Origin of the sequence: Erythrobacter sp. HL-111 (assembly GCF_900105095.1) — a bacterium.
GTDB lineage: Bacteria > Pseudomonadota > Alphaproteobacteria > Sphingomonadales > Sphingomonadaceae > Erythrobacter.
Genome location: NZ_LT629743.1, coordinates 2,101,068 through 2,125,044, shown reverse-complemented (window position 1 = coordinate 2,125,044; position 23,977 = coordinate 2,101,068). Strand labels below are relative to the sequence as shown.

Below are 23,977 nucleotides of genomic sequence, written 5' to 3'. Positions count from 1 at the left end.
GCGGCGATGGACCAGACCGCCTCCCCGCCTGCCGAAAGCCTCCCGCCCGCAGGCGCCGCGCCGGCCTCCGCTGCCGTCCGCCCGGTCGCCGAGGGCGAGGAGCTGACCAAGCTGCATCCGAATTACCGGACGGTGCTGCGGCTCCAGACCACGTTCTTCTTCATCCCCGTCCTGATCGGGGCGCTGATCGCCGAGGCCGCGCTGGCGAGTGAAGGCGCGCCGGTCCCCGCGGGGCTGATCGCCGGGCCGCTGCTGCTGCTCGCGATCGTGCTGGTGATCCGCCTGCCCCAACGCCGCTTCGCCGCGCGCGGCTACCAGATGAGCGCGGACCGGCTGCGGGTGGTGCGCGGCGTCCTGTGGCACTCCGATACCGTCGTCCCCTTCGGCCGGGTCCAGCATATCGACGTCGACCAGGGCCCGCTCGAACGCGCCTTCGGCATCGCCACGATGACGCTGCACACGGCGGGCACGCACAACGCCTCGGTCGACCTGCCGGGGCTGGGCGAGGAACACGCGCGCGCGATGCGCGAGGAAATCCGCGCCCACATCAAGCGCGAGAGCCTGTGAGCGCGGGGACAGGCGAAACCTCGGTGGCGCGGCCCTCGGTCCCCGTCACCGCCGCCGCCGCCAGCGCCGCCGCCGCCGGCAAGAGGCCGAAGGAGGGCGGCGTCGCGGAGGCCGCGCGCACCGGCGAACCCAGGCGCACCGCGCCGTTGAGCGTCATCATCGGCAGCCTGTCGAGCGTCCAGAACGCGATCCTGCCCGCGCTGTTCGCCGCGTTCTCTTCGGGCGGGGCGGGGGTTCTCATCGGCATCGGCGTGGGCGCGGCGATCGCGGTGCTCGGCTCGGTCTTCAGCTATATCGGCTGGCTCCGGCTGACCTACACCGTGGGCGAACAGGACATCCGCGTCGAAAGCGGCGTCTTGTCGCGTTCGGCCCGTTCGGTCCCCTATGAGCGCATCCAGGACGTGAGCCTCGAACAGCCCCTGCTCGCGCGGCTGTTCGATCTCGTCGCGGTGAAGATCGAGACCGGGGCGGGCGGGGCGGACGACCTCGCGCTCGCCTACCTGTCCAGCGCCGAGGGCGAGCGGTTGCGGCAACTGGTGCGCGAGCGGCGCGACGAGGCGCAGGAGGAAAGCGCGCGCCCGACCACCGGGCAAGCCGAGCCCGCCGCGCGCGAGGAGGGCGAAAGGCTCTTCGCGATGGACACGCGGCGCATCCTGACCTTCGGCCTGTTCGAATTCTCGCTCGCGGTCTTCGCGGTCCTGGGCGGCCTGTTCCAGTATGCCAACAGTTTCATCGACTTCGACGACATCGACGAACAGGTCGTGGAACAGGTGGTCGAACGGCAGGGCAGCTGGGTTCTCGAACTGGGCGCCTACGGGCAGGCGCTGACCGCGCTGGCGGGGCTGGTCGCGGTGCTGTTCATCGGCTCGGCCACGGGCATCATGCGGACCGTCGCGCGCGAATGGGGCTTCGTGCTCGAGCGCACGGCGCGGGGCTTTCGCCGCCGCCGCGGCCTGTTCACCCGGACCGACGTGGTCATGCCGGTCCACCGGGTGCAGGGGATCATGCTCACGACCGGCTGGCTGCGCTACCGTTTCGGCTGGCACGGGCTGAGCTTCGTCAGCCTCGCGCAGGACGCAGGCCAGTCGAGCCATGTCGTCGCGCCCTTCGCCCGGCTGTCCGAGATCGAGCCGATCGCCAGGGCCGCGGGCTTCCGCCTGCCGGGTGCGGACGAGGACTGGCATCGCGCGACCCTAGCCTACCGCACCGATGCGATGATCCTCAATTCGCTCGTCTTCTTCATCGTCGCGATCATCGCCGGGATCGCGACCTCGATCCGGGCGCCCGAATGGACCTCGCTCGCGGTGGGCGGGCCGTTGCTGCTGGGCGTGGTCAACGCTGGCCTGCAGGCGCTCGCCTGGCGGTTCAAGCGGCACGCCCTCGACGACGCGCAGATCATGGGGGTGAGCGGGATCCTGTCGCCACGGATGCAGGTCGCGACCCGTCTGAAGCTGCACTCGGTCGAGATCGCACAGGGTCCGATCGCACGGCACCGCGGCTATGCGACCGTGCACCTGGGGCTGGCAGGCGGCGAATTCTCTATCCCCGGCGTGCCGCTCGAACGCGCGCGCGAGTTGCGCGCAAAGGTGATCGAGACGATCGCCGCGACCGATTTCTCGCGGCTGGACGATGGCCGCGCCTAGGCCCTGAGGTCGCTCCAGTCGGGGTTCTCGTCGAATTTCCTTGCGACATAGGAGCAGGCGGGATCGATCCGGAAGCCTTCGCGCCGGGCGTCCTCGACCATGCGTTCGGTCAGCCGCGCGGCGACGCCGCGCCCGCCGATCGCGCGGGGGACGACCGTGGTGCGCGCGACGCGCACGTCGTCGGCATCGCCCGGCTGCCATTCGAGGAAGCCCTGGTCGACCTCGCCCGGCAATTCGGCGACATAGCGCCCGCCCTGGCCCTGGACATGATGGGTGATGGTCGGCTCGCCTTCGGTGTGCGGTTCGGTCATGGGTGATGCTCCTCCTTGCCATCAACGCCATGGCGGCTAGAGGCGTTCCTCGATGTCCAGCGCGAAACCCTTTCTCTCCGACAACGCCGCCGCCGTCCACCCGAAGGTGTGGGAGGCGATGCGCGCGGCCGACAGCCCCGACAATCCGTATGATGGCGACGCGCTCTCGGCCGAACTCGACGCACGCTTCACCGACCTGTTCGGGCGTGAGTGTGCGGGGCTCTGGGTGGCGACGGGCACGGCGGCGAACTGCCTCGCGCTCGGGACCATGTGCGCGCCCCACGGTGCGGTGGTGTGCCACGAGGAGGCGCACATCGAGGTCGACGAGGGCGGCGCGCCCGGCTTCTTCCTGCATGGGGCGAAGCTGATCCTGGTCCCGGGCGAAGGCGCGCTGCTGACGCCGGAGGGGATCGCGGCCGCGATCGACCCGATCCGCGACGATGTCCACCAGGTCCAGCCGCACGCCATTTCGATCACGCAGGCGAGCGAATATGGCCGCGCCTATGCCCTGCCCGAGCTCGAGGCGCTGGGCAAGTTCGCCGCGACGCGCGGGCTCGGGCTCCACATGGACGGGGCGCGCTTCGCCAATGCCGCCGCGGGCCTGTCGGAGGATGCGGGCGAGGCGGCGCGTGCGGCCAGCGGCCCGGTCGACAGCCTCGCCTTCGGCTTCATCAAGAACGGCGGCATGGGCGCCGAGGCGGTGGTCCTGTTCGATCCCGACAAGGCGGCCGAGGTCCGCTATCGCCGCAAGCGCGCCGGGCACCTCCAGTGCAAGGGCCGCTATCTCGCCGCGCAAGTGCTGGCGATGCTGGAGGACGACCTGTGGCTCGCCAATGCCGCCCACGCCAATGCGGCGGCGCAGGAAGTGGCGAGCGGCTGCGGCGACCGGCTGATGCACGCGGTCGAGGCGAACGAGCTGTTCGTGCGGCTTTCCCCCAAGGAGCGCGCGGCGCTGCGGGAGCAGGGGTTCGCCTTCTACGACTGGGGCGCCGGGGCCGCGCGCTTCGTCACCGCCTGGAACACGGCGCAGGAGGATGCAATCGAGCTCGGCCGGGCGATCGCCTCGCTGTGAGCGCCGGCACGACCGACATGCTGAGGTGGAGGGTCATCCTCCCCTTCGTCCTGACCGGCACGATCTGGGGTTCGACCTGGTTCGTCATCACCGGGCAGATCGACGGCGTGCCCGCGGCGTGGAGCGTGTTCTACCGCTTCGCGCTCGCCACGCCGGCGCTGTTCTGCGTCGCGCTGGTGATGAAGCGGCGGCTGCGCCTGACGGGGCCGGAACAGCGGCTGGCGGTGCTGGTCGGGCTGTTCCAGTTCTCGGGCAATTTCCTGTTCGTCTATCACGCCGAGCTTTACGTCACCTCCGGGATCGTGGCGATGATGTTCGCGCTGCTGATGGTGCCCAATGCCCTGTTCGCAAGGGCATTTCTGGGCGAGCGGGTGCAGGGCGGGTTCATCGTCGGCAGCGCGGTGGCGATCGTCGGCGTTTCCTTCCTGCTGGTCCACGAATGGCGGGCGAACCCCGATGCGGGCGTCGTCGGCGGCAACGTGCTGCTCGGCATCGCGCTTGCCCTGCTCGGCATCCTCGCTGCCTCGGTCGCGAACGTGATCCAGGCCAATCCGACCGGGCGTGCAGTGCCGATGGTGAGCCTGCTCGCCTGGGCGATGCTGTATGGCACCGTGTTCGACCTCGGTTATGCCCTCGCCACCGCCGGCCCGCCGCCTTTCCCGGCAAAGCCGACCTACTGGGCGGGCATCGCCTATCTCGCGCTGATCGGATCGGTCGTGACCTTTCCGCTGCATTACAACCTCGTGCGGGAGATCGGGGCAGGGCGCACGGCCTATAACTCGATCCTGACGATCGCGGTGGCGATGGCGCTCTCGACCCTGTTCGAGGATTATCGCTGGACCCTGCTCACCGCGGTGGGGATGGCGCTGGCGGTGCTCGGCATGGTGATCGCGCTGAAGGCGCGGCGGCAGAAGGCGATCCAGGTCGAGGAAACGGCCCGCTTGAGGACATAGGAGGCTCGGTAAGCGCTGGCCCGGGGCTAGGACAGGCTTTCCAGCCCTTCGACATAGGTGGGAAAGCGCGGAGTCCAGCCCAGCACCCGCTTCGCCTTGCCGTTCGCGACCCGGCGGTTCTCCATGTAGAAACCGCGGGCCATCTGGGAAAGGGCGGCTTCCTCGAGACTTTCGAGCGGCGGGGGCTGCACGCCGAGCAGGCGGCAGGCGTGCTCGGTCACTTCATTGCCGCTCGCGGGAAGGTCGTCGCCGATATTGTAGGCCCCGGGCGGCGCGTCCCGCAGCAGCGCCGCGACCACCGCGCCGGCGATGTCGTCGACATGGATGCGGCTGAAGACCTGCCCGGGCAGGTCGATGCGCCGCGCCTTCCCCTCGCGCACCCGGTCCAATGCGCTGCGCCCCGGGCCATATATGCCGGGCAGGCGGAACACCCGCGCGCCGAGGTCGAGCCACGCGAGGTCCGCCTCGGCCCGGGCGTTGCGGCGGCCCTCGCCGCCTTCGGCGATGGTCGGAGTCGCCTCGTCCACCCATGCGCCCTGCCGGTCGCCATAGACGCCGGTCGAGGAAAGGTAGAACAGCGGCCTGCCCGCCAGCGCCGCGCCATAGGCCTCGAGCACCGGGTCGGTTCCGGCAGTGCGATCCGGCGGGACCGAGGAGAGGACGTGGCTCGCCCCGTCCAGCGCCGAGAGCACCGCTTCGCGATCGCCGAAATCGAGGTCGCCGGCGCTGCCCGTCGCGCGCACCTGCCAGCCGTTTTCGCGCAGCCGCGCCGCGATCCGCTGCGCCGTGTATCCGAGTCCGAAGATCAACAAATGCGACATGGCCTGCTCCATGCGGTTGGACGCGGGCGCGAATCAATCTAAATCGCAGGGCATGGATGCAGCCAGGACCCCGACGAACCCCGAAGGCAACACCTCGACCGCCGATGCGGCGCCGCCCCCGAAGGAGCCGCCGATCATCCGGCGCGAGGATTACCGGCCCTTCCCCTGGGCGGTCCCCGAGACCCGGCTCGCGTTCCGGCTCGGCCTCGACAGGACCCGCGTGACGGCGACCCTCAGGGTGGAGCGCAACCCGGCCTCGGACGAGCAGACGCAGGACCTGCGCCTCGACGGCGACGGACTGACCCCGCTGCGGGTCGCGATCGACGGGGTGCAGGTCGCCGATTACCGCATGGACGGCCCCGACCTGGTCCTGACGCTTCCGGGCGAGGGGCACGAGGTCGAGATCGTCACCGAGATCGACCCTTCCGCCAACACGCAGCTGATGGGCCTCTACGCCTCGGGCGGGATGCTGTGCACCCAGTGCGAGGCCGAAGGTTTCCGCCGCATCACCTTCTTCCCCGACCGGCCCGACGTGCTGTCCACCTACACCGTGCGGATGGAAGGGCCGAAGGACGCCTTCCCGATCCTGCTCGCCAACGGCAACCGCACCGGCGAGGGCGAGAACGGCGACGGTACGCACTGGGCCGAATGGCACGATCCCTGGCCCAAGCCCTCCTATCTCTTCGCGCTCGTGGCGGGCGATCTCGTCGCCAATTCGAAGCCCTTCGTCACCCGCTCTGGCCGCAGGGTCGAATGCAACATCTGGGTCCGGCCCGAAGACCTCGCGCTGACCGATCACGCGCTCGAATCGCTGCATCGCTCGATGAAATGGGACGAGGAAACCTTCGGGCGCGAATACGACCTCGATCTCTACAACATCGTCGCCGTGAGCGACTTCAACATGGGGGCGATGGAGAACAAGGGCCTCAACGTCTTCAACACGAAATACGTGCTGGCCGACCCCGACACCGCGACCGATGCCGATTTCGACGCGGTCGAAGGCGTGATCGCGCACGAATATTTCCACAACTGGTCGGGCAACCGCGTGACCTGCCGCGACTGGTTCCAGCTTTCGCTCAAGGAAGGCTTCACCGTGCTGCGCGACCAGCTCTTCTCGCAGGACATGCGGGGCGAGGCGGTCAAGCGGATCGAGGATGTCCGCATCCTGCGCGCGGCGCAATTCCCCGAAGATGCGGGTCCGCTCGCCCATCCGATCCGGCCCGATTCCTACCGCGAGATCAGCAACTTTTACACCGCGACCGTCTACAACAAGGGGGCCGAGGTGATCCGCATGATGCGGACCATGGCAGGCGCGGGGCGGTTCCGCGCCGGGACCGACCTCTATTTCGACCGCCATGACGGCGAGGCGGCTACCTGCGAGGATTTCGTCCGCGCGATCGAGGAAGGCGCCGGGCTCGACCTGGAACGGTTCCGCCTGTGGTATTCGCAGGCCGGCACGCCGCGGGTGAAGGTCCGCTCCCGGGTGAGCGGCGACACGCTCACGCTGACCCTCTCGCAGACGGTCCCCGCGACCCCGGGCCAGCCGGACAAGCAGCCCATGCCGATCCCGCTGCGCGTCGCGGTCCATTCGCGCGGCAATGCCCCCGATGGCGGCGCGCTGGGCGAGGAACGGCTGGTCGTGCTCGACGAGGCGGAGCGGAGCTTCGACCTGCCGCTCGCCGGACCCGGTCCGGTCGTCTCGATCAATCGCGGCTTTTCCGCCCCGGTCATCATCGAGCGGGAACTCGCGCACGAAGACCTCGTCTTCCTCGCCGCGCGCGACGATGATCCCTTCGCCCGGACCGAGGCGATGCAGGAGCTGGCGCTCTCGCATCTCGTCGGCGCGGCGAGCGGGGAATTGTCCGCCGCCGCCGCCGCCGAGGGGCGCGCGGCGATCGTGGCGGCGATGCGCGCGGTGCTGACCGACGGCGAGCTCGACGACGCGATGCGCGGGGAGCTGATGCTGCTGCCGAGCGAGGCCTACCTGTTCGAGGCCATGGCCGATTCGGGGGCGAAGTCCGGGCGCAAGGCCGATCCCGGCGCGATCCACCGCGAGCGCGAGGCGCTGAAGGCGGCGCTCGGCAGCGAACTCGCGGGCGAGCTTTCGGCCTGTTACGAACGCGCGAGCGCCATCGCGTTCGACGATCCGGCGGGGCGCGGGGCGCGCAAGGTCAAGACGCAGGCGCTCGTTCTCCTCGCCGCCGCAGACCCGGCGAGCGCGGCCGACCTCGCCGCCGCGCAATACGATGCCGCCGACAACATGACCGACCGGCAGGGCGCGCTGATGGTGCTCGCCGGGCTCGACCACCCGGCGCGCGAGCAGCGGCTCGCCGCCTTCTACGAACGCTATCGCGGCAACGCGCTGGTGATCGACAAGTGGTTCACCCTGCAGGCGCTGTCGCTCCATCCCGACGTGATCGCGCAGGTCCAGGCACTGGCGAGGCATCCCGACTTCACGCTGAGGAATCCCAATCGCCTGCGCTCGCTCTACATGGCCTTCGCGGGCAATCCCAAGGGCTTCCACGATGCCGGCGGGGAAGGCTACCGCATGATCGCCGACGTCATCCTCGAAGTCGACAGGGCGAACCCCCAGACCGCGGCTCGCTTCGTCTCGCCGCTGGGCCGCTGGCGCCGGATCGAGCCGGGGCGCGCCGCGCTGATGAAGGGCGAACTCGAACGCATCCTTGCCGCCGGCAATCTCTCGCGCGACACCTACGAACAGGTCACGCGCAGCCTCGGGGATTAGGGGTGGAGCCCTTCGCGATCGAACGGGCCGAGGCGCTGGAAGGAATACCGCACGGCTTCTTCGGCAGCACTGGGGGCGCGCACCAGTTCGGGTATGGCGGGCCGGGCGGGGCGGGTGCGATCGCCGCGCTCAGGGCGGCGGCGGCCGAAGCGATCCTGCCGGCCGCAAGGCTCGTCGCGCCGCACCAGGTCCATTCGCCCGATGTCGTGACGGTTGGCGAGGCGTGGGAGGATGCCCCCGAGGGCCGCCCGGTCGCGGACGCGGTGGTGACCGACCGGCCCTGCCTTGCGCTCGGCATCGTCACTGCCGACTGCGCCCCGGTCCTGCTGGCCGACGCCGAGGCGCGCGTGATCGGCGCGGCCCATGCCGGCTGGCGCGGTGCGCAGGGCGGGGTGATCGAGAACACGCTTGCGGCGATGGAGGCTCTCGGCGGCGACCGGGCGAGAGTGGCCGCCGCGATCGGTCCGACCATCGCGCAGGAAAGCTATGAGGTCGACGCGGCCTTCCGCACCCATTTCTCCCCCGCCGACGAGCGCCATTTCGTCCCCGCGCCGCCACGAGAGGGCAGGGCGCGCTGGCAGTTCGACCTGCGCGGCCATGTCGCCGCACAACTCACGCAAGCGGGCGTGCAAAAAATAAATTATGTTGGCGGGGATACATTCTCACATAGGCAGCGTTACTACTCCTACAGAAGGGCCTCCTTGCACGGCTCGCCGGCCTACGGGCGCCAGATCAGTCTGATCGCGCTGCCCTGACGGGCGCCAGCCCGGGCTTGCAGCAGTCCGAACGAAGAGTGCTCAAAACAGTGTTGGATTCCTCGCCCTTTGTGGGTAAGGGCGCGGCTCCGTCTACTTTGAGGCACGGTGTGTCGTGCTTGCCGGGCGGGACCGGGAAACATCTTGAGAGCAGATCGGCAGCCCGCCCGCGGGCCGAGTCGGCGAGACGCAAGTTTCATGACCGACGTGGGCCAGGCGGCATCCCGCCGCCAGGTCCGGTCAGATTGACGAGACAGAGCTTAAGGCAAGGTAGGAAGAGATGGCCAATTCTGGTGCTGACACTGGTGGAACCGCGATGGCGGATCCCAACCTGCTTGACGAGGAAGGCGTTCGCCGCCGCGACTGGATCCACATCGCCGCGCTGAGCGCGGGGGGCGTGGCCGCTGTCGGCGCGATCTATCCGCTGGTGAGCCAGATGGCGCCTTCGGCCGATGTCCTTGCCGCGTCGACCACCGATGTCGATCTCGCCGCGCTCGAGCCGGGCATGGCGATCAAGGACACCTTCCGTTCGCAGCCGCTGTTCGTGCGCCGCCTGACGCAGGAAGAAATCGCCGAGGCCGAGGCCGTCGACGTTTCGACCCTGCGCGATCCGGAAACGCTCGCCGACCGGACCAAGGAAGGCAAGAAGGAATATCTCGTCACCCTGGGCGTGTGCACCCATCTCGGCTGCGTGCCGCTGGGCGCCGCCTCGGGCGAGGAGAAGGGCGAATACGGGGGCTATTTCTGCCCCTGCCACGGTTCGCATTACGACACCGCCGGAAGAACGCGCAAAGGCCCCGCCCCGACCAATCTGGTCGTGCCGGAATACCAATTCACCTCCGACACGACCATCCGTGTCGGCTGATCTTCCGTATCTGGACTGCGGCCTGCCTTCGTCGTTAGGGCAGCGTCGCCAAGAACGACAATCGACCAGACTAGCAACGCAGTAACATCGAGAAGAGCGCCATGAGCTTCGCCTGGGCAAAACAATACGAACCGAAATCCGCTTTCACCAAGTGGATCGACGAGAAATTGCCGGTGCCGCGGCTGGTCTACAATGCGATCGGCGGCGGGTACCCTGTTCCGCGCAATCTCAACTACATGTGGAACTTCGGCGTGCTGGCGGGCTTCTGTCTCATGCTGCAGATCGTGACCGGGGTCGTGCTCGCGATGCAGTACGAATCCGATGTCGGCGTGGCCTTCGCCTCGGTCGAACACATCATGCGCAACGTGAACTGGGGCTGGGCGCTGCGCTATGCCCACGCCAACGGGGCGAGCTTCTTCTTCATCGTCATCTACCTGCACATCTTCCGCGGCCTCTATTATTCCTCCTACAAGGCCCCGCGCGAGATGATCTGGCTGCTCGGCGTGGTCATCTTCCTCCTCATGATGGCGACCGCCTTCATGGGCTACGTGCTGCCCTGGGGCCAGATGAGCTTCTGGGGCGCCAAGGTCATCACCGGCCTGTTCGGCGCGATCCCGCTGATCGGCGAGCCGCTGCAGGTCTGGCTGGTGGGCGGCTATGCCCCGAACGACGCGACGCTGAGCCGCTTCTTCTCGCTGCACTTCCTGCTGCCCTTCGTGATCGCGGGCGTCGTGATCCTGCACATCTGGGCGCTGCACATCCCGGGTTCGTCGAACCCGACCGGCGTAGAGGTGAAGCAGGAAAGCGACACCGTGCCGTTCCACCCGTACTACACGGCGAAGGACGGCTTCGGGCTCGGCGTCTTCCTGATCCTCTTCGCGCTGTTCGTGTTCTTCCTGCCGAACGTGCTGGGCCACCCGGACAACTACATCGAGGCGAACCCGCTCTCGACTCCGGCGCACATCGTTCCCGAATGGTACTTCCTGCCGTTCTACGCGATCCTGCGCGCCTTCACCGGCGACCTCGCGATCTTCGGCTTCACGCTGGTCCCGGCCAAGCTCCTCGGCGTGATCGCGATGTTCGGCTCGATCCTGGTGTGGTTCTTCCTGCCCTGGCTCGACAAGAGCCCGATCCGTTCGGGGAGCTATCGCCCGCTGTTCAAGAAGTTCTTCTGGTTCGGCCTCATCCCCTGCATGATCCTGCTGACGATCTGCGGCGGGTCGCCGGCGGAGGAACCGTGGGTCATCCTGAGCCAGATCGCCACTGCCTATTACTTCCTGCACTTCCTCGTGATCCTGCCGATCGTGAGCCAGATCGAAGTGCCCAAGCCGCTGCCCTTCTCGATCACCGAGGCGGTGCTCGGCTCGGACAAGCCGGGAAGCACCGAAGGCGGCGGGGACAATCCCGGCAAGGTGGTCAAGCCCCTGCCCGGCAGCGAAGCCGACGGCTCGCTCGCACCCGCAGAATGAGGCGAGGGGCCGCCCGGCCCCTCGCTCCCTTCCTCAACTCGACCCGATTACGAGAAAGAGTTCGGTCATGACCATCCGCCTCGCAGGCATCATCGTCGGCCTGGTGATCACGGGCATCCTCGTCCTGTGGTCGCTGCTGCCCGGTGTCATCAACTACTCCGCGCCGGAAAAGCCGGACTATTACGCCTTCAAGGAAGACAACATCGCCCCCGCGGGCGGGTTCTCCTTCGAAGGGCCGCTCGGCCAATGGGACTATGCTCAGCTGCAGCGCGGCTATTCGGTCTACAAGCAGGTCTGTTCGAGCTGCCATTCGCTGCGCTACGTCGCCTTCCGCAACCTCGAGGACATCGGCTTTTCCGAAGAGGAAGTGCGCGCCGAGGCGGCGAGCTGGCAGGTTCCCGGGATCGATCCGCAGACGGGCGAGGAAATCATGCGCCCGGCCGAGCCGACCGACCATTTCCCGCTGCCCTATCCCAACGAGACCGCGGCGCGCCTGGCGAACAACAACGCCTATCCCCCCGACCTTTCGCTGATCACGAAGGCGCGTCCGGACGGGGTGCACTACATCTATTCGCTCAATCTCGGCTACGTCGAGCCCGATCCCGAACTCGTCGAGAAGACCGGTTTCGAAACGCCCTCGGGCCTCTATTTCAACGTCTATTTCCCGAGCATCAACCTCGCCATGCCGCAGCAGATCTACGACGGGCTGGTGACCTATCCCGACGGGACCGAGGCGAGCGCCGAACAGATCTCGGCCGACGTGACCGCGTTCCTCGCCTGGACGGCGGAGCCCAAGATGATCCAGCGCAAGCAGACCGGCTGGGTCGTGATCGGGTTCCTCCTGTTCATGACGGCGCTGGCCTTCCTGTCCTACAAGCAGGTCTGGGCCGGGATGAAGCCGAAGAAGAAGTAGGCCTTACGCGCTCTTGCGCGCGGGCGACACGCGCCCGACACGCGGACGACACGATGGCGCCCCATCCTCCCTTGCGGATGATGGGGCGCCGTGCTTTCTAGGCCCGCACCGGGGGCCGACGCCAGTTTGCGCTGGCACGGCCGCAAGACCAGGGGACGCGAGGCGATGGCGCAAACGATGACCGACGATCGGCTTTCACCGGACGCGATCAAGGCGCTGGTCCGCACCGTGCCCGACTTTCCCGTCCCCGGCATCCAGTTCCGCGACATCACCACGGTGATCGGCCATCCGCGCGCGCTCGCCTCCAGCGTCCACCATCTCGCGGACATGGCGAAGGACGGCGGGGCAGAGGACATCGCGGGCATGGAGGCGCGCGGCTTCATCTTCGGCGCGGCGGTTTCGGTCGCGCTCGGCACCGGCTTCATCCCGGTGCGGAAGCCCGGCAAGCTCCCGGTCGAGACGATCGGGGTCGAATATGATCTCGAATACGGCAAGGACCGGCTGGAGATCGACCCGGGCGCGGTCCGGCCGGGACAGAAGGTGTCGATCGTCGACGATCTCATCGCGACGGGCGGCACCGCGCTTGCCGCGGTCGAACTGCTCCGGCGCGCGGGCGCGGTGGTCGAACAGGCGCTGTTCGTGATCGACCTGCCCGACCTCGGCGGGGCACGGCGGCTGCGCGAGGCGGGGGTCGATGTCCGCACGCTGATGGAATTCGAGGGCGAATAGGCTCCCGCGCACGGACCACGACCGCCCGGACCTGCGGAACGCGCATGTGCCGGGGGCATTGATCAGGCGGGAGGAGCCCGGCAGCCGGCATGGAATCGCAAGCACTCGTCATCGCCACGATCGGCATTCTCGGCATCGGGGCGCAATGGCTCGCGTGGCGCACGGGCCTGCCGGCGATCGTGCTGATGCTCGCCGCAGGCTTTCTCGCGGGGCCGGTCGCGGGCGAACTGGGCTATCGGCTGATCGATCCCGAAGCGGCCTTCGGCGACCTGCTCGACCCGGCGATCGGCATCGGCGTCGCGCTCATCCTGTTCGAGGGCGGGCTCAGCCTCGACCTCAGGGAATTGCGCGACATGGGCAGCGCGGTCTGGCGGCTCGCCACCATCGGCGTCGCGGTCGGCTGGGCGCTCAGCGCCTTCGTGGCGAGCGAGATCGCAGGGCTGGCCTGGCCGGTCGCGGTGCTGTTCGGCGGCATCCTCATCGTCACGGGGCCGACCGTCGTCATCCCGCTGCTGCGGCAGGCGACCGTGAGCACGCGGCCGAGCAACATCCTCAAGTGGGAAGGCATCGTCAACGACCCCATCGGGGCGCTGTGCGCGCTGATCGCCTATGAATATTTCCGCCGCCTCGTCGATGCCCCCGACGCGACCCTCGTGGACGTGGTCCCCCCGCTCATCATCGCCGCGATCCTTTCGGGCCTCCTCGGCTACGCCGCGGCGCGTGCGGTCGCCTTCGTGTTCCCGCGCGGGGGCATTCCCGAATATCTCAAGGTCCCCGTCCTGTTCTCGACCGTGATCGGGGTCTTCGTCCTCACCAACCAGATCGAACACGAATCGGGGCTCGTCGCGGTGACGGTGATGGGCGTGACCCTCGCCAACACGAATTTCACGAGCCTGCGTTCGATCCACCCGTTCAAGGAAAACGTCGCGGTCCTGCTCGTCTCGGGCATCTTCGTCATCCTTTCGGCGAGCCTGACCGTGGAGGACCTCGCCTATCTCGACCCGCGCGAGCCGGTCGGCCTGCGCTTCCTGCTGTTCGTGCTGGCGCTGCTGTTCGTGGTCCGCCCGATCACCGTGCTGGTGAGCCTGCTAGGTTCGCGCGTGCCCTGGAACGAACGCCTGTTCGTCGCCTGGATCGCCCCGCGCGGGATCGTGCTGGTCGCGATTTCAGGCCTGTTCGCGCTGCGCCTCGAAGATCTGGGCTATTCCGACGGGCAGGTGCTGACCGCGCTCAGCTTCGCGGTCGTCTTCGCAACCGTCGTGGCGCACGGTTTCACGATCGACATCGTCGCGCGCTGGCTCGGCCTCAAGGGCACGTCGCGCCCCGGCCTGTTGATCGTCGGCTCGACCCCGTGGACGATCGCGCTCGCCAAGGAGATGCAGGCGCTCAAGACCCCGATCATGATCGTCGATTCGAGCTGGCAGCGCCTGGGCGCGGCGCGGCGCGAGGGGATGCCCTTCTACCACGGCGAGATCCTGAACGAGGCGACCGAGCACAATCTCGACCTCTCTCCCTACCAGGTGCTCGTCGCCGCGACCGAGAACGAGGCCTACAACGCGCTCGTCTGCAACGAATTCGCGCACCAGATCGGGCGCGACAGCGTCTACCAGCTCGGCGATTCGCGCGAGACGGACGGCGATCGCCATTCGCTCCCGCCCTCGATCCGCGGACGCGCGCTGTTCGAAAGCGGCTTCGGCGTCGATGACGTGCACGAACGCCAGCAGCAGGGCTGGGTGTTCCGCAAGACCAAGCTGTCGGACGCCTTCGCCTTCGAGGACGCGCAGCAGAAACTCCCCGATAGCGCGCATATGCTGCTGCTCGTGCGCGCCGCGGGCAACCTGCGCTTCTTCACCCACGCCGCCCGCCCCGAACCGCGGGCGGGCGACACGATCATTTCCTTCTCGCCGCCGCAGATCAAGACGCCCGAGGAACGCGCCGCCAAGCGCGCGGGCAAGGAGGCCGGGCGCAAGAATGCCGAGCGCAACGCCGCGCGGAACCCGAAGGGAAAACCGCAGCCGGGCTGACCGGCATGGGAACCATGGACACCGAATGAGGACCCGATGACGATGATGAAATACCTGGCCCCGCTGGCACTGGCCGTGAGCCTCGCCGCGTGCCAGGACCGGGCGGACGAAAGCGAAGCCCCCGAGCCCGCCGCGAGGGAAGACCCGGCGAGCGACACGGAGGCCGAGACGGAGGCCGAGACCGAGGAGGAGCCCGGCTCCGTCTCGATCCTGCGGCCCGGCATCGCGCCCCCCGAACTGCCGGAAGTGTCGCTCGAACCGCTCGAGGTGGTGATCGGCTTTCCCGAAGCCTCGACCGAGCTTGACGCCGATGCCGTCGCCGCGCTCGAGCGGGTGCTCGAATCCGAACAGGTCGCGACCGGCGCGCCGATCGTGCTGCGCGCGCACACCGATTCGCAGGGCAGCGACGAAGGGAACATGCGCGCATCGGAAAAGCGCGGCGCGCTGGTGAAGGACTGGCTGGTCGAGGAGGGCATCGCCGCGGAGCGGATCAGGGTGATCGCGTTCGGAGAACAGAACCCGGTCGCGCCCAACGCCCTGCCCGACGGCTCGCCCAATCCCGCAGGCCGCGCGCGCAACCGGCGGGTCGAGATCGCCGTGACCCTCGTCCCCGACGAACCCGTGCCCGGCTCCTCCGCCGATACGGGCGCCGAGGGCGACGGCTAGCCGGCTAGCCGAGCGCGGCGACGCGGCGCAGCACCTCTTCGGCGTATTCGGGCCGGCAGATCAGGAGGTCGGGGAGGTAGGTGTCCCGGTTGTTGTAGCGGATCGGCGAACCGTCGATGCGCGAACAGTGCAGGCCATGCGCCGCCGCAACCGCCACGGGTGCGCAGCTGTCCCATTCGTACTGCCCGCCCGAATGGAGGTAGATCTCCGCCTCGCCGCGCACCACCGCCATCGCCTTTGCCCCGGCGCTGCCCATCGGCACGAGCTCGCCGCCCATGTCGGTGCAGACGTCCTCGGCCTCGCGTGCGGGGCGGGTGCGGCTGACGAGGAAGCGCGGGCGCGCGGCGGCGTCGCCAAGCGGTGCGGGCCGGTCGGAACGCAGGACGAGCCCTCCATCGAAGCCCGGCAAAGCCACCGCGCCGACCTTCGCCTCGCCGCCGATGGCAAGCCCGACATGGACCGCCCAGTCGGCGCGCTGCTCGCCGTATTCGCGCGTCCCGTCGACCGGATCGATGATCCAGACGCGCTCCCTGGCAAGCCTTTCGGTGCCGTCCTTTTCCTCTTCGGACAACAGCCCGTCGTCAGGCCGCGCGGCGCGGATCGCGTGGCACAGGAACTCGTTCGCGGTGGCATCGCCCGCCCTGCCGAGCGCCTTGCCGTTCGCGGGGCCTTCGAAGATCCCGCTCGCGCGGACCTCGATCAGGATGCGCCCCGCCAGCTCGGCGAGATGCGCGGCGAATTCGGCGTCGGTCATTCTGCCCCCCAATGGTACCCGCTCGCCCGCGCTCACTTGAGCGGCAGGATCGCCTCGATGATGTGCTGAGCCGCTTCCTCGGGCGTCATTTCGACCGTGTTGACGGTGATTTCCGGGTTTTCCGGCGGTTCATAGGGGCTGTCGATCCCGGTGAAGTTCTTGAGCTTGCCGCTGCGCGCCTTGGCATAGAGGCCCTTCACGTCGCGCTGTTCGGCAACTTCGAGCGGGGTGTCGACGAAGATCTCGATGAATTCGCCTTGCGCGAGCATCTCGCGAACCATGCGCCGTTCGGCCCGGAAGGGGCTGATGAAGGCGGTGAGGACGATCAGCCCCGCATCCGCCATCAGCTTCGCCACCTCGCCCACGCGGCGGATATTCTCGATCCGGTCATTGTCGGTAAAGCCGAGATCGCGGTTGAGACCGTGGCGCACATTGTCCCCGTCGAGCAGGAAGGTGTGACGGTTCATCACCGCGAGCCGTTTTTCGACCTCGTTGGCGATCGTGCTCTTGCCCGAACCCGAAAGCCCGGTGAACCACAGCACGCGCGGAACCTGGTTCTTCAGCGCCGCGTGGTCTTCGCGGGTGATCGTGGTCGGCTGCCAATGCACGTTCTGCGCGCGGCGCAGGGCATAGCGGATCATCCCCGCGCCCACGGTCGCATTGGTGAACTTGTCGATCAGGATGAAGCCGCCCAATTGTCGGCTCGTCTCGTAGGGCTCGAAGGTGATCGGCCGGTCGGTCGAGAAATCGGCGACGCCGATGGAATTCAGCTCCAGCGTCTTGGCCGCGAGGTGATCGAGCGTGTTCACGTCGATCTCGTATTCAGGGGCCTGGACGGTTGCGGTCACCGTCTGCGTGCCGAGCTTGAGCCAGTAGCCGCGCCCGGGTTTCAGCTCTTCTTCCGACAGCCACACCAGGGTCGCGCGGAACTGGTCGGAGGCCTGCGGGGGATCGCCCGCGGCCGCGATCACGTCGCCGCGGCTGCAATCGACCTCGTCCTCCAATGCAAGCGTGACCGACTGGCCCGCCACGCCCACGTCGAGGTCGCCGTCGAAGGTCGTGATCGACTTCACCTTGCTGGTCCTGCCCGCAGGCACGATCCGCACCGGGTCGCCGGGGCGCACCGTGCCGCTTGCGATCAGGCCGGAAAAGCCGCGGAAGTCGAGATCGGGGCGGTTGACCCATTGCACCGGCATCCGGAACGCCCGTTCCTGCGCGGCGGTGGCGGCGACCTCGACGCTTTCGAGATGTTCGATCAGCGAGGGGCCTTCGTACCACGGCGTGTTGCCGGACGGCGCCGTGGTGATGTTGTCGCCCCTGAAGCCCGAGATCGGGATCGCGGTGAAACCTTCGATCCCCACGTCCTTCGCGAAGGTGCGGTAGTCGGCGACGATGTGCTCGAAGGTCGACTGGTCGTGATCGACGAGGTCCATCTTGTTCACCGCCAGCACGATGTGACGGATGCCGAGCAGGTGGACGAGGTAGGAATGGCGCCGCGTCTGCTGCAGCACGCCCTTCCTCGCGTCCACCAGGATCACCGCGCAGTCGGCGGTCGAGGCGCCGGTCACCATGTTGCGGGTGTATTGTTCGTGCCCCGGCGTGTCGGCGACGATGAACTTGCGTTTCTCCGTCGCGAAGAATCGATAGGCGACATCGATCGTGATGCCCTGTTCGCGCTCGGCCGAAAGCCCGTCGACCAGCAGCGCGAAGTCGATCTCCTGCCCCTGTGTCCCGTGCCGCTTGCTGTCGCTTTCGAGCGCGGCGAGCTGGTCCTCGAAGATCATCTTCGAATCGTAGAGCAGGCGCCCGATCAGCGTGGACTTGCCATCGTCGACGCTGCCGCAGGTGATGAAGCGCAGCAGTTCCTTGTGCTGGTGCCGGTGGAGATAGGCGTCGATGTCCTCGGCGATCAGCGCGTCGGCGACGAAGCCGGATGCCGGGGCGGCGGGCTTTGACCCTTCCATCAGAAATAGCCCTCCTGCTTCTTGTCTTCCATCGAGGCCGACTGCCCCTTGTCGATCGCGCGGCCCTGCCTTTCCGAACCGGTGGCGAGCAGCATTTCCTGGATGATCGCGTTCATGGTCGTGGCCTCGCTGATCGTCGCGCCGGTGAGCGGGTAGCAGCCGAGCGTGCGGAAACGGACCGAGCGTTCGACCACCTCCTCGCCCTCCTCGAAGCGGAAGCGGTCGTCGTCGACCACGAGGATCAGCCCGTCGCGCGTGACCGTCGGGCGCTTCTTCGAGAGGTAGAGCGGGACGATGTCGATCTTCTCGAGCGCGATGTATTGCCAGATGTCGAGCTCGGTCCAGTTCGAGATCGGGAAGACGCGGATGCTTTCGCCCTTGTTCTTCCTGGCATTGTAGAGGTTCCACAGCTCGGGCCGCTGGTTCTTGGGGTCCCAGCGATGCGCCGCGTTGCGGAACGAGAACACGCGCTCCTTCGCCCGCGCCTTCTCCTCGTCGCGCCGCCCGCCGCCGAAGGCCGCGTCGAAGCCGTGCTGCGTCAGCGCGCGCTTGAGCGGTTCGGTCAGCTGCGCCTGCGAATAGAGCGCGCTGCCGGTGTCGAAGGGATTGATGCCCTGCGCCTCGGCGTCTTCATTCTGCGCGACGATGAGTTCGAGCCCGTATTCGCGCACGGTCCGGTCGCGGTGATCGAGAAGGTCGCGGAAATCCCACCCGCTCGCGACGTGCAGCATCGGGAAGGGCGGCGGCGAGGGATGGAAGGCCTTGCGCGCCAGGTGCAGCATGACCGAGGAGTCCTTGCCGACCGAATAGAGCATGACCGGGTTCTCCGCCTCGGCCACGACCTCGCGGAAGATATGGATGCTCTCGGCCTCGAGTCGCTGGAGATGCGTGAGTGTCATCGTCATGGCCTGTTTCCCTAGGCATCGCGGCAGGCGAGACAAACAAGTTTTTGCACCTGCACAACCAAGCGCAGCTATGCGGCGCGGCGTGCCGGCAAGGCTGGCCCGGTCGCGGCGCAGGGGGCGGGGCAGCGCCCGAAAAGCCGCCGCGACCGAGCCAAATCTCCTGTTCAAATGGTCCCGGTGCTGGCAAACCCGTGGCGACGCCTGCCGACCCGGGCCGGGCATGACGCCCGGCCGGGCCGCGGCGACGGCGTCGCCGATCACCAGACGACGAAAAATCGCAGCAGGAATCCTCTCTCATGACCAAGCGCGCTTTGATTTCGGGGATCACCGGGCAGGACGGGTCCTATCTCGCCGAATTCCTGCTGGCCAAGGGATACGAGGTCCACGGGATCAAGCGGCGCGCCTCGCTGTTCAACACGCAGCGCATCGATCACATCTACCAGGACCCGCACCAGCCCAATCCCAAGCTCACGCTCCACTACGGCGACCTCACCGACAGCTCGAACCTCACGCGCATCATCCACGAGGTGCAGCCGGACGAGATCTACAACCTCGCCGCGCAGTCTCACGTCGCGGTCAGCTTCGAATCGCCCGAATACACCGCGGATGTCGACGCGCTCGGGGCGCTGCGCCTGCTCGAGGCGATCCGATTCCTCGATCTCGAGAAGAAGGCCCGCTACTATCAGGCCTCGACCTCCGAACTCTACGGCCTGGTGCAGGAAGTGCCGCAGAAGGAAACGACGCCCTTCCATCCGCGCTCGCCCTACGCGGTGGCGAAGCTCTATGCCTACTGGATCACCGTGAACTACCGCGAAGCCTACGGGATCTATGCCTGCAACGGCATCCTGTTCAACCACGAAAGCCCGCGCCGGGGGGAGACCTTCGTCACGCGCAAGATCACGCGCGGCCTCGCCAACATCGCGCAGGGGCTCGAACCGTGCCTCTACATGGGCAATATCGACGCCCTGCGCGACTGGGGCCATGCCCATGACTACGTGCGGATGCAGTGGATGATGCTGCAGCAGGACAAGCCCGAGGATTTCGTCATCGCGACCGGACAGCAATATTCGGTGCGCGAATTCATCCGCTGGTCGGCGGAGGAGCTCGGCCTGGAGCTCGAATTCTCGGGCGAGGGCACGGACGAGATCGCGACGGTCGCCGGGATCACGGGGGACAAGGCGCCCGCGCTCAAGGTGGGCGATGTCGTCATGCGGATCGACCCGCGCTATTTCCGCCCGGCCGAAGTCGAAACCCTGCTCGGCGATCCCGCCAAGGCGCGCGAGCTGCTGGGCTGGGAGCCGGAGATCACCGCTCGCGAAATGTGCGCGGAGATGGTCGCGGCCGACCTCGTGGAAGCGCGGCGCCATGCCTTCCTCAAGGATAACGGCTTCACGCTTCCGGTCAGCATCGAAAACTGAGGGCGGGCAGCGATGAAAGTCCATATCGCGGGCCATCGCGGCATGGTGGGCGGCGCGATTTTGCGCCAGCTAGAGGCCTGGCGCGCGCGCGGCGATGAACTCGACCTCGTCACGCGGACCCGCGCGGAGCTCGACCTCACCGACCAGGCCGCGGTGCGCGCCTTCATGCAGGCCGAACGGCCCGACGCCGTGATCCTGGCTGCGGCGAGGGTCGGCGGGATCCACGCCAACGACACCTATCCGGCGGACTTCATCTACGACAACCTGATGATGGAGGCGAACGTCATCCACCAGGCGTTCGAGGCCGGCGTGACGCGCCTCCTCTTTCTCGGGTCGTCCTGCATCTATCCCAAGGCGGTGCCGCAGCCGATGGCCGAGGAGGCCCTGCTGACCGGGCCGCTCGAACCCACGAACGAGCCCTATGCCATCGCCAAGATCGCCGGGATCAAGCTGTGCGAAAGCTACAACCGCCAGCACGGGACCGATTACCGCTCGGTCATGCCGACCAATCTCTATGGTCCGGGCGACAATTTCCACCCGCAGAACAGCCACGTCCTTCCCGCGCTGATCCGCCGGTTCCACGAGGCCGCCCGGGACGGCCGGGGCGAGGTGACGATCTGGGGCACCGGCACGCCGCGGCGCGAATTCCTGCACGTCGACGACATGGCGGCGGCCTCGCTCTTCGTGCTCGACCTGCCGCGCGATCGGTACGAGGCGAGCACCGATCCGATGCTGAGCCACATAAATGTCGGCTGCGGCGAGGATATCTCGATCCTCGAGCTGGCCGAACTGGTCGCGCGCGTGACCGGCTTCGGCGGCCGGATCGCGACCGATCCCTCGAAACCCGACGGCACCATGCGAAAGCTCATGGACGTGAGCAAGCTGAAAGGCCTCGGCTGGACGCCGACGATCCCGCTCGAACGGGGCGTCGAAGAAACCTACCGCTGGTTCCTCGAGAACGAGGAGCGGGTGCGCCTCTGACGCGTGCCCTGCGCGCCCGGGGCCGCGCTCACCTTCCGAAACGGACCCGCCAGCTCGCGATCCCCCGGATGTCGCGGCCCGCGCCATCGCGCGCCAGGGCGAATCGCAGGTCCGAGCGATCGCCGCGGCGTTCGTATCCGAGCGTGAACTGCGGGGCGATCCCGCCCGCAAGGCTCACCTTGCGCTCCTGCAGCAGGAGCGCGCGCGCGGCGAGGTCATAACCGCGTCCCACGCTGACCGTCGCATCGCCGGCGAGCACGACCAGCGGCTGGGCAAGGCCGAAGCTGACGCGGCCGCGCAGCGCGGGGTAGCTCGCGATCAGGCCGAAGCGCCCCGTGGTGATCGAATCGGCATCGGTCAGCAGCGTGTCCCCGCCGAGCAGCAGGCGGGTTCGCCCGAGGCTCGCGAATCCCTCGAAACTCCACTGCCCGAGGTCGAACCCGCTCGCACCCTCGACGAACCAGGTGCGCGCGCCGTCGCCGAAGCGCATCATCCCCGTGCCGACGGGGGTCCCGAACACCGCACCGTCCTCGTGCAAAAGGCCGAGCTTGAGCGAACGCGCGCCCTGCGTGAACTGCAGCACGGCGCCGCGCGCCCCGATCCCGCCTTCCCCGCCGCGATATCCGGCGAGCGCAAGGCGCCCGCGGCCGAGCCTGTGCGCGATGCCGAGGCTCGTCCGCGCGAGCGGCGAATAGGCCGGCATCGCATCCGAGGTCGGCGCGAGCCCCATGATGTTCGCGGTCACGTCGCCTGCCCTGTTGTATCCGCCGGTCAGGGTGACGGCGTCGTTCAGGCGATAGGCGATCTCGGCATTGGTCAGCCGGTTTTCGAGCACCGGAACCCCGGCCGCATCGCGCAGGCCGGTGTCGAACGCCGTCACCCCGACTATGGCCGAACCCGCCGGGCTGGCGAAGGCCGCGGAGCGCGCGTTGAACTGCGCTTCGACCTGCCGGTCCATCGCGCCCTCCGAACCCGCCGCCGGCTGCAGGACGAGCGACGAGAGGTTTCCGGTGTAATCGCGGCCATACTGGTCGAGCACGGTGACTGCGCTGAAGGCGTCCGCGAAAGAGGCACCCGTCAGCCCGCCGAAGGCGTTGCCGAGCACCATGGCATTGGCTTCCAGCGGAACGCTCATCGCGTTGTTCGACAGCACCGGGTTGACCGGGCGCAGGGCGGCTTCGGCATCGACGAGCCCGTGGCCATAGACCCGATCGACGCCGGGCGCGCCGAGATCGCGGGCGGAATTGAGGATGATGTTGCCTGCATCGACGCCGGTGAGCTGCGGCCATTTCGACAGGATCATCGCCGCGACCGAGGTGACGACCGGCGCCGCCGAGCTCGTGCCGCCGAAGGTCTGGGGATTGCCGCTGGCGCCGACCGTGCGGCTGAGCGTCGGGGCGACGACGCAGCGGTTCATCATCGAGCCGCAGCGGTTCGAGTAATCGGCGAGCTCGAAATCGCGGCCATCGGACTTGAGCCCGGCGACGAAGAGCCAGCTTTCGGCATGGCGGGGATCGACTTCGACTGCGGTCGCGCTGGTGTCGAGCCCGTTATTGCCCGCCGCAGCGACCACGAGGCCCTGCGCGCGGCGGTTGTAATAGGCGAGGGCGTCCATGAACTTGCGCGAGGGCGAGGTCCCGGGGCGCAGCGCGAGCGACTTGTTGACGAGCGGGATGCGGTTGTCGGCGGCGTGGCGCAGGGCAAGGTCGCGCCCGGTACCCCAGACCTTTTCGCCGTCGACCATGCTGTCGACGCGGAGCGAGACGATCATCGCGCCCGGGGCGAGCCCCTGCACGCCCTCGCCGTCATCGCGCGCGGCGATGATGCCGGCGACCGGCGTCCCGTGGCTCGACGAGGCATCGCCGAACCGGTCGTTGCCGCTTCGCAGGGTCCGGATGTCGTTCTTCTCGACATAGCCGAAATCGCGGCTCAGCCCGGCATGGACCTTCCCCTCGAGATCGCCGACCGCATGGACGCCATCGTCCAGCACCCCGACGAGCACGCCCTGGCCGACCCAATCGTTATCGAGCGCGAAGAGGGCGTTTATGTATTCGCCGACGGTGTAGTTGCGCCGGTATTCGTCATCGTCCTGCGCCGATCGCCGGGGCTGGAGATCGGAAGGCGTGATGACGTAGCCGGTCGGCGGTGGGACGCTCGTGCAGGACGAGGCGCATGGATCCGGCGTGGGTGTCGGGGTCGGGGTCGGAGCGGAGGGCGGCGAAGGCGTGGGCGACGGTGGGGGCGAAGGTGCGGGAGCGGGCGGAAGCGCCACCGGCGTGGAAGCGACCGACCCGCCGACATGACCTCCGCATGCCGCCAGGGTGCTCGCCGCCGCTCCGGCGAGCAGGGAAACGACGATCGGACGCAGACCGGACTTGACCACCTACACCTCCTGTTCGCGACGGGAGGCGCTTTTCGGTG

Annotated in this window: 20 protein-coding genes; 14 read left to right on the top strand and 6 right to left on the bottom strand. The window is 68.1% G+C overall.

Translation table 11 applies throughout. The features are described 5' to 3' along the window. The first annotated feature begins 6 nt into the window (after positions 1-6). Both BLU08_RS10015 and BLU08_RS10010 read left to right on the top strand, forming a co-directional pair. On the top strand, positions 7-567 hold the full coding sequence (locus tag BLU08_RS10015; protein WP_090199038.1) for a PH domain-containing protein: 561 nt from the start codon (positions 7-9) through the stop codon (positions 565-567). Further along, entirely contained in the window at positions 564-2,210 is a 1,647-nt protein-coding gene (locus BLU08_RS10010; RefSeq protein ID WP_233995934.1) for a PH domain-containing protein, read from the top strand. The genes BLU08_RS10015 and BLU08_RS10010 overlap by 4 nt, the downstream gene beginning before the upstream one ends. Here BLU08_RS10010 and BLU08_RS10005 read toward each other — a convergent pair. Further along, a complete protein-coding gene (locus tag BLU08_RS10005) occupies positions 2,207-2,521 on the bottom strand; it encodes a GNAT family N-acetyltransferase (protein WP_090199032.1) in 315 nt (104 codons plus the stop codon). The genes BLU08_RS10010 and BLU08_RS10005 overlap by 4 nt on opposite strands. 52 nt (positions 2,522-2,573) lie before the next feature. Here BLU08_RS10005 and BLU08_RS10000 point away from each other — a divergent pair, with 52 nt between their 5' ends. Beyond that, positions 2,574-3,593, top strand: a complete 1,020-nt coding sequence (locus BLU08_RS10000; RefSeq protein ID WP_090199027.1) for a low specificity L-threonine aldolase — start codon at positions 2,574-2,576, stop codon at positions 3,591-3,593. Positions 3,594-3,610: 17 nt separating this feature from the next. Beyond that, the gene (locus BLU08_RS09995; RefSeq protein WP_090201244.1) at positions 3,611-4,546 is read left to right on the top strand and encodes a DMT family transporter; all 936 of its coding nucleotides are present in this window, start codon (positions 3,611-3,613) and stop codon (positions 4,544-4,546) included. A 26-nt stretch (positions 4,547-4,572) separates the two neighbouring features. On the opposite strand, the gene BLU08_RS09990 is transcribed toward BLU08_RS09995, so the two are convergent. Beyond that, the gene (locus BLU08_RS09990; protein ID WP_090201241.1) at positions 4,573-5,367 is read right to left on the bottom strand and encodes an SDR family oxidoreductase; all 795 of its coding nucleotides are present in this window, start codon (positions 5,365-5,367) and stop codon (positions 4,573-4,575) included. Between the two features lie 52 nt (positions 5,368-5,419). Here BLU08_RS09990 and pepN point away from each other — a divergent pair, with 52 nt between their 5' ends. The 8 genes from pepN to BLU08_RS09950 all read left to right on the top strand — a co-directional run bounded on the left by pepN (position 5,420) and on the right by BLU08_RS09950 (position 15,534). Continuing rightward, on the top strand, positions 5,420-8,113 hold the full coding sequence (gene pepN / locus BLU08_RS09985) for an aminopeptidase N (protein ID WP_090199024.1): 2,694 nt from the start codon (positions 5,420-5,422) through the stop codon (positions 8,111-8,113). 2 nt (positions 8,114-8,115) lie between these two features. Next, positions 8,116-8,868, top strand: a complete 753-nt coding sequence (pgeF, locus tag BLU08_RS09980) for a peptidoglycan editing factor PgeF (RefSeq protein ID WP_233995932.1) — start codon at positions 8,116-8,118, stop codon at positions 8,866-8,868. Positions 8,869-9,184: 316 nt separating this feature from the next. Further along, positions 9,185-9,733, top strand: a complete 549-nt coding sequence (gene petA, locus BLU08_RS09975; protein WP_090199021.1) for a ubiquinol-cytochrome c reductase iron-sulfur subunit — start codon at positions 9,185-9,187, stop codon at positions 9,731-9,733. 101 nt (positions 9,734-9,834) lie between these two features. Beyond that, complete coding sequence (locus BLU08_RS09970; RefSeq protein WP_090199016.1) at positions 9,835-11,202, top strand: cytochrome b/b6; 1,368 nt, start codon at positions 9,835-9,837, stop codon at positions 11,200-11,202. 67 nt (positions 11,203-11,269) lie between these two features. Then, the gene (locus tag BLU08_RS09965) at positions 11,270-12,115 is read left to right on the top strand and encodes a cytochrome c1 (RefSeq protein ID WP_090199013.1); all 846 of its coding nucleotides are present in this window, start codon (positions 11,270-11,272) and stop codon (positions 12,113-12,115) included. 177 nt (positions 12,116-12,292) lie between these two features. Continuing rightward, positions 12,293-12,844, top strand: coding sequence for an adenine phosphoribosyltransferase (locus BLU08_RS09960; protein ID WP_090201236.1), 552 nt, complete (start codon positions 12,293-12,295; stop codon positions 12,842-12,844). An 89-nt stretch (positions 12,845-12,933) separates the two neighbouring features. Continuing rightward, positions 12,934-14,868 carry a sodium:proton antiporter gene (locus BLU08_RS09955; protein WP_090199009.1) on the top strand — a complete coding sequence of 645 codons (1,935 nt, stop codon included), beginning with the start codon at positions 12,934-12,936 and terminating at the stop codon, positions 14,866-14,868. Between the two features lie 42 nt (positions 14,869-14,910). Then, complete coding sequence (locus tag BLU08_RS09950) at positions 14,911-15,534, top strand: OmpA family protein (RefSeq protein WP_172801021.1); 624 nt, start codon at positions 14,911-14,913, stop codon at positions 15,532-15,534. A gap of 4 nt (positions 15,535-15,538) precedes the next feature. On the opposite strand, the gene BLU08_RS09945 is transcribed toward BLU08_RS09950, so the two are convergent. From BLU08_RS09945 to cysD, 3 genes are read right to left on the bottom strand one after another with little or no spacing between them, the layout of a single operon-like run. Further along, on the bottom strand, positions 15,539-16,288 hold the full coding sequence (locus tag BLU08_RS09945) for a 3'(2'),5'-bisphosphate nucleotidase CysQ (protein WP_090199003.1): 750 nt from the start codon (positions 16,286-16,288) through the stop codon (positions 15,539-15,541). 32 nt (positions 16,289-16,320) lie between these two features. Next, the gene (cysN, locus tag BLU08_RS09940; RefSeq protein ID WP_090199000.1) at positions 16,321-18,252 is read right to left on the bottom strand and encodes a sulfate adenylyltransferase subunit CysN; all 1,932 of its coding nucleotides are present in this window, start codon (positions 18,250-18,252) and stop codon (positions 16,321-16,323) included. Next, positions 18,252-19,157 (bottom strand): sulfate adenylyltransferase subunit CysD, encoded by a 906-nt coding sequence (gene cysD / locus BLU08_RS09935; protein WP_090198997.1) that lies wholly within the window; start codon positions 19,155-19,157, stop codon positions 18,252-18,254. Before cysD ends, cysN begins: the two co-directional genes overlap by 1 nt. 296 nt (positions 19,158-19,453) lie before the next feature. On the opposite strand from cysD, the gene gmd reads away from it, so the two are divergent. After that, positions 19,454-20,575, top strand: coding sequence for a GDP-mannose 4,6-dehydratase (gene gmd / locus BLU08_RS09930; RefSeq protein ID WP_090198994.1), 1,122 nt, complete (start codon positions 19,454-19,456; stop codon positions 20,573-20,575). Positions 20,576-20,587: 12 nt separating this feature from the next. After that, the gene (locus tag BLU08_RS09925) at positions 20,588-21,556 is read left to right on the top strand and encodes a GDP-L-fucose synthase (protein WP_090198991.1); all 969 of its coding nucleotides are present in this window, start codon (positions 20,588-20,590) and stop codon (positions 21,554-21,556) included. A 28-nt stretch (positions 21,557-21,584) separates the two neighbouring features. Here the strand turns inward: BLU08_RS09925 and BLU08_RS09920 are convergent, their stop codons facing one another. After that, positions 21,585-23,939 carry a S8 family serine peptidase gene (locus BLU08_RS09920; RefSeq protein ID WP_090198988.1) on the bottom strand — a complete coding sequence of 785 codons (2,355 nt, stop codon included), beginning with the start codon at positions 23,937-23,939 and terminating at the stop codon, positions 21,585-21,587. Between the last annotated feature and the right edge of the window lie 38 nt (positions 23,940-23,977).

Bases quoted from the DNA above. Each gene is read 5' to 3' on its own strand.
- BLU08_RS09925 (WP_090198991.1), top strand. From the start codon at position 20,588: ATGAAAGTCCATATCGCGGGCCATCGCGGCATGGTGGGCGGCGCGATT.
- BLU08_RS10015 (WP_090199038.1), top strand. From the start codon at position 7: ATGGACCAGACCGCCTCCCCGCCTGCCGAAAGCCTCCCGCCCGCAGGC.
- BLU08_RS10005 (WP_090199032.1), bottom strand. From the start codon at position 2,521: ATGACCGAACCGCACACCGAAGGCGAGCCGACCATCACCCATCATGTC.
- BLU08_RS09990 (WP_090201241.1), bottom strand. From the start codon at position 5,367: ATGTCGCATTTGTTGATCTTCGGACTCGGATACACGGCGCAGCGGATC.
- BLU08_RS09960 (WP_090201236.1), top strand. From the start codon at position 12,293: ATGACCGACGATCGGCTTTCACCGGACGCGATCAAGGCGCTGGTCCGC.
- BLU08_RS10000 (WP_090199027.1), top strand. From the start codon at position 2,574: ATGTCCAGCGCGAAACCCTTTCTCTCCGACAACGCCGCCGCCGTCCAC.
- cysN (WP_090199000.1), bottom strand. From the start codon at position 18,252: ATGGAAGGGTCAAAGCCCGCCGCCCCGGCATCCGGCTTCGTCGCCGAC.
- BLU08_RS09950 (WP_172801021.1), top strand. From the start codon at position 14,911: ATGATGAAATACCTGGCCCCGCTGGCACTGGCCGTGAGCCTCGCCGCG.
- BLU08_RS09955 (WP_090199009.1), top strand. From the start codon at position 12,934: ATGGAATCGCAAGCACTCGTCATCGCCACGATCGGCATTCTCGGCATC.
- gmd (WP_090198994.1), top strand. From the start codon at position 19,454: ATGACCAAGCGCGCTTTGATTTCGGGGATCACCGGGCAGGACGGGTCC.
- BLU08_RS09970 (WP_090199016.1), top strand. From the start codon at position 9,835: ATGAGCTTCGCCTGGGCAAAACAATACGAACCGAAATCCGCTTTCACC.
- pepN (WP_090199024.1), top strand. From the start codon at position 5,420: ATGGATGCAGCCAGGACCCCGACGAACCCCGAAGGCAACACCTCGACC.
- petA (WP_090199021.1), top strand. From the start codon at position 9,185: ATGGCGGATCCCAACCTGCTTGACGAGGAAGGCGTTCGCCGCCGCGAC.
- BLU08_RS09945 (WP_090199003.1), bottom strand. From the start codon at position 16,288: ATGACCGACGCCGAATTCGCCGCGCATCTCGCCGAGCTGGCGGGGCGC.
- BLU08_RS09965 (WP_090199013.1), top strand. From the start codon at position 11,270: ATGACCATCCGCCTCGCAGGCATCATCGTCGGCCTGGTGATCACGGGC.
- BLU08_RS09995 (WP_090201244.1), top strand. From the start codon at position 3,611: ATGCTGAGGTGGAGGGTCATCCTCCCCTTCGTCCTGACCGGCACGATC.
- cysD (WP_090198997.1), bottom strand. From the start codon at position 19,157: ATGACGATGACACTCACGCATCTCCAGCGACTCGAGGCCGAGAGCATC.